This is a genomic window from Rhodococcus sp. (in: high G+C Gram-positive bacteria), from assembly GCF_049286785.1.
Taxonomy (GTDB): domain Bacteria; phylum Actinomycetota; class Actinomycetes; order Mycobacteriales; family Mycobacteriaceae; genus Rhodococcus_F.
In genome coordinates this window covers 1-2,772 of record NZ_JBAQEO010000508.1, presented here as the reverse complement: position 1 = coordinate 2,772, position 2,772 = coordinate 1, and the positions used below count along the sequence as shown (strand labels likewise).

Here is a 2,772-nt window from a genome sequence, read left to right as displayed (position 1 = left end):
GCCCAGATGAGGCCCTCGGATTCTTCGCCGGCTCCGGCCAGGATGTCGCCTCGTGGGGACACGACCTGGGATCCGCCCATCCATGGCCAGCCGTCGGCAGGTCCGCCGACGGTATTCGAGGAGACGTGCCAGACATGGTTTTCCAGGGCGCGGAGCGGCACGTGGATGCGGACCTCGTCCGGACCCCGGGAATTGAGCGAATTGCAGAAGAGCTGGGCGCCGAGCAGACCGAGGACGCGAGGAACGTCGGGGACGATGCCGTCGGCGCACATCAGCAGGCCGATGCGGCCGATGGGGGTGTCGATCACCTCGAGCGGCTTGGTGCCGGCCACGAAGAGGGTGTACTCGTAATCCCAGAACACGGTCTTGTGGTGCACATGTTCGATGTCGCCGTAGGGTCCGATCAGGACCGATGCGATGCGCACGGTCGGCTTGACCTCTTCGCTGAGGTCGACACCCACCACCGCGTACATGCCGAGTTCGGCGCAGGCTGCCTGAATCGTCGTGACGAACTTGCCGTCCAACCTCTCGGACTTGTCCCAGCACTCGTCGCGGTCGGCGTAGTCACGAACGCGGTTGCTGTTCTCGGGGAACACGACCAGTTGTGCACCCGCTTCGTGTGCGGTGCGGAGGTAATTCACGACAGTCTGCGCGTTGGCGGCGACGTCGGTCCCGGAGAAGAACTGTGCGGATGCCACTCGGAGTGTGCGTCCGGCGGAAGAGATATCCATGGGTGCCGAATCAAGTATTTCCATCATATGGTTTCCACCCTTCCAGATTATGGATATTAGGTTAGTGGCAAGTGGGAGTTGCTCGCAAGCGGGTCGGGCGATTATTCGCCGTATTGTGGGTACGCTGCTTCGTATTCTGGAAGACGGGCGACCGTAGGCGTCGAGTGGTCGACTGCGTGGCTCCGGCTGCGGTCCATATTCGCGTAGTGAGAACGAAAGGCCTCGAATTGCCCATGCCGAGTAGTCATAAGAAGGTCAGTGGTGCCGGCAGCAGCCGGAAGCTGTTGACTGCCTTGCTCTGCTTCACCGAAGAGCGGCCGACGTGGACGGTGGCAGACCTTGCTGCCGAACTCGATCTCTCGGTCACTTCGACCTACCGGTACGTGGCACTGCTCCGCGAGGTCGGTTTGCTCGACAGTGCGTCCCAGAATTCCTATCGAGTAACCGATTTGGTGCTGAGCCTGGCCCGGGCATGTGAGGCTGCGCAGGCTCCGCTGGCCGAGATCGGGCTGCCGATCATGGCCCGAGTCCGCGATGAGATCGACGAGACGGTTCTCATCGCTCGCCGAGGAGGAGACGCAGCGTACTGCGTGGATCGGGTGGAATCCCGCCGGCCGGTGCGATTGCAATTCGACAAGGGACAGGCGATGTCGCTGCATGCGGGATCGATGTCGCGCATCCTGCTGGCATCGATGTCGCGTTCCGAACGTGCCAATCATCTGGCTGCGATTCTGCCCACTCTGCCCTCCACGCGGGTCACGATGCTGACCGATGAAGCACTGGATCGGACGCAGGCCGAGGGGTGGACGGAGAGCTTCGAGGAGGTCGACGAAGGTATCTGGGGTTGCGCTGCTGCTATTACATCTCATGGCACTGTGGTGGCCTCCATCGGAACGGCTGCCCCGATATTCCGTTCGGATCAAACGCGTCGGGATCGGATGATCGAATTGATCCGAGGTGCGGCCGCGGAAATCTCGGAGCTCCTGGACCAATACTGATCGAGCGGGGAGTGGGATCGTCGCCGCCTTGTAATCGTGCACTCGGACAGGGGGATCGGGCCAGGCTTCCCGTGGGCACCGTTTACGGGCGGAGAACGTTGACCACCATCGTCTGACTGTGCTCGTAGACTCCGAGTCCGCCGTCGCGGCGCGCGTCCCACGGAGTGTGGGACCAGCCGGGAAAGGCCGAATGAGCTGCCCGGACCGCAGCGCCGATTGTTGCCGCATCACCGAATGGTGCAGTCGCGATGGGTTCCTCGGTGACCGGGTAGAGCACGTCGACGGTTGATGCCGGTGAAAAATCGTCACCGTCCACCGTTTGTTGTAGCCGGAGGCCGGCCGACCACTGCGCAGGATCGACGGGGACATCCTGATATCTCGGTTCGGTCATCGTTTCTCCGTCGGTGGCGAAGTGGCCGGCAGGCCGGGGGACTGTTGTCAGTTCGGTGACTAGGTGAGTTCCGGGTTGTGCGGCTTGGCGGCCGAATTGGGGTTGAAGCCGTCACGGAGCGCATCACCGATCATGTTGAACGCGAGCACGATCAAGAGCAGTGCCACACCGGGGAAGGCAACAGACCACCAGGACAGGCGCAAGGCGGTCTGGCCGTCGGCAAGCATCGATCCGAGGGAGAACTCAGGGGCTTGGACGCCGAGTCCCAGCAAACTCAACCCACTCTCCGCGAGCACGGTGACGCCGACACTCGTCGACCACAACACCACGATCGGTCCGACCACGCTGGGAGCGATATGCCGCAGCATGATCCGTGGAGTGGATGCGCCGAGTGTGCGGGCTGCGGTGACGAAGTCGAGGCGGCGTACCTGGGACACGGAGTTGACAATCGTCCTGGCGTACAGGGTCCAGGCCCAGACCGCGAGCACAGCGACAAGATTGAAGATACCGGGGCCGAGCACAGCGGTCAGTGCGATGCCGACGGCAATGAACGGGATCGCGAACTGGATATCGGCGATTCGGAGCAGGAAACTGCCGAGGAATCGCTCGTAGTAGCCGGCGAGGATACCGAGGATGAGTCCGAGTGTAGCGC

The 2,772-nt window shown here is 62.6% G+C and carries 4 protein-coding genes; 1 reads left to right on the top strand and 3 read right to left on the bottom strand.

Going from position 1 to position 2,772, the window contains the following annotated elements; translation table 11 throughout:
* Positions 1 to 698 (bottom strand): carbon-nitrogen hydrolase family protein (locus tag WAW17_RS18330; protein ID WP_422334356.1); only part of this gene is annotated, 698 nt, incomplete at its 3' end.
* Between the two features lie 239 nt (positions 699 to 937).
* Between WAW17_RS18330 and WAW17_RS18325 the strand changes: the two genes are divergently transcribed.
* Complete coding sequence (locus tag WAW17_RS18325) at positions 938 to 1,729, top strand: IclR family transcriptional regulator (protein ID WP_422334355.1); 792 nt, start codon at positions 938 to 940, stop codon at positions 1,727 to 1,729.
* 82 nt (positions 1,730 to 1,811) lie between these two features.
* On the opposite strand, the gene WAW17_RS18320 is transcribed toward WAW17_RS18325, so the two are convergent.
* Together WAW17_RS18320 and WAW17_RS18315 are read right to left on the bottom strand one after the other, a co-directional pair.
* Positions 1,812 to 2,120, bottom strand: a complete 309-nt coding sequence (locus WAW17_RS18320) for an aldehyde dehydrogenase family protein (RefSeq protein WP_422334354.1) — start codon at positions 2,118 to 2,120, stop codon at positions 1,812 to 1,814.
* A 59-nt stretch (positions 2,121 to 2,179) separates the two neighbouring features.
* Positions 2,180 to 2,772, bottom strand: a 593-nt coding sequence (locus tag WAW17_RS18315; protein ID WP_422334353.1) for an ABC transporter permease, incomplete at its 5' end; no start/stop codon positions are given.

Bases quoted from the DNA above. Each gene is read 5' to 3' on its own strand.
- WAW17_RS18320 (WP_422334354.1), bottom strand. From the start codon at position 2,120: ATGACCGAACCGAGATATCAGGATGTCCCCGTCGATCCTGCGCAGTGG.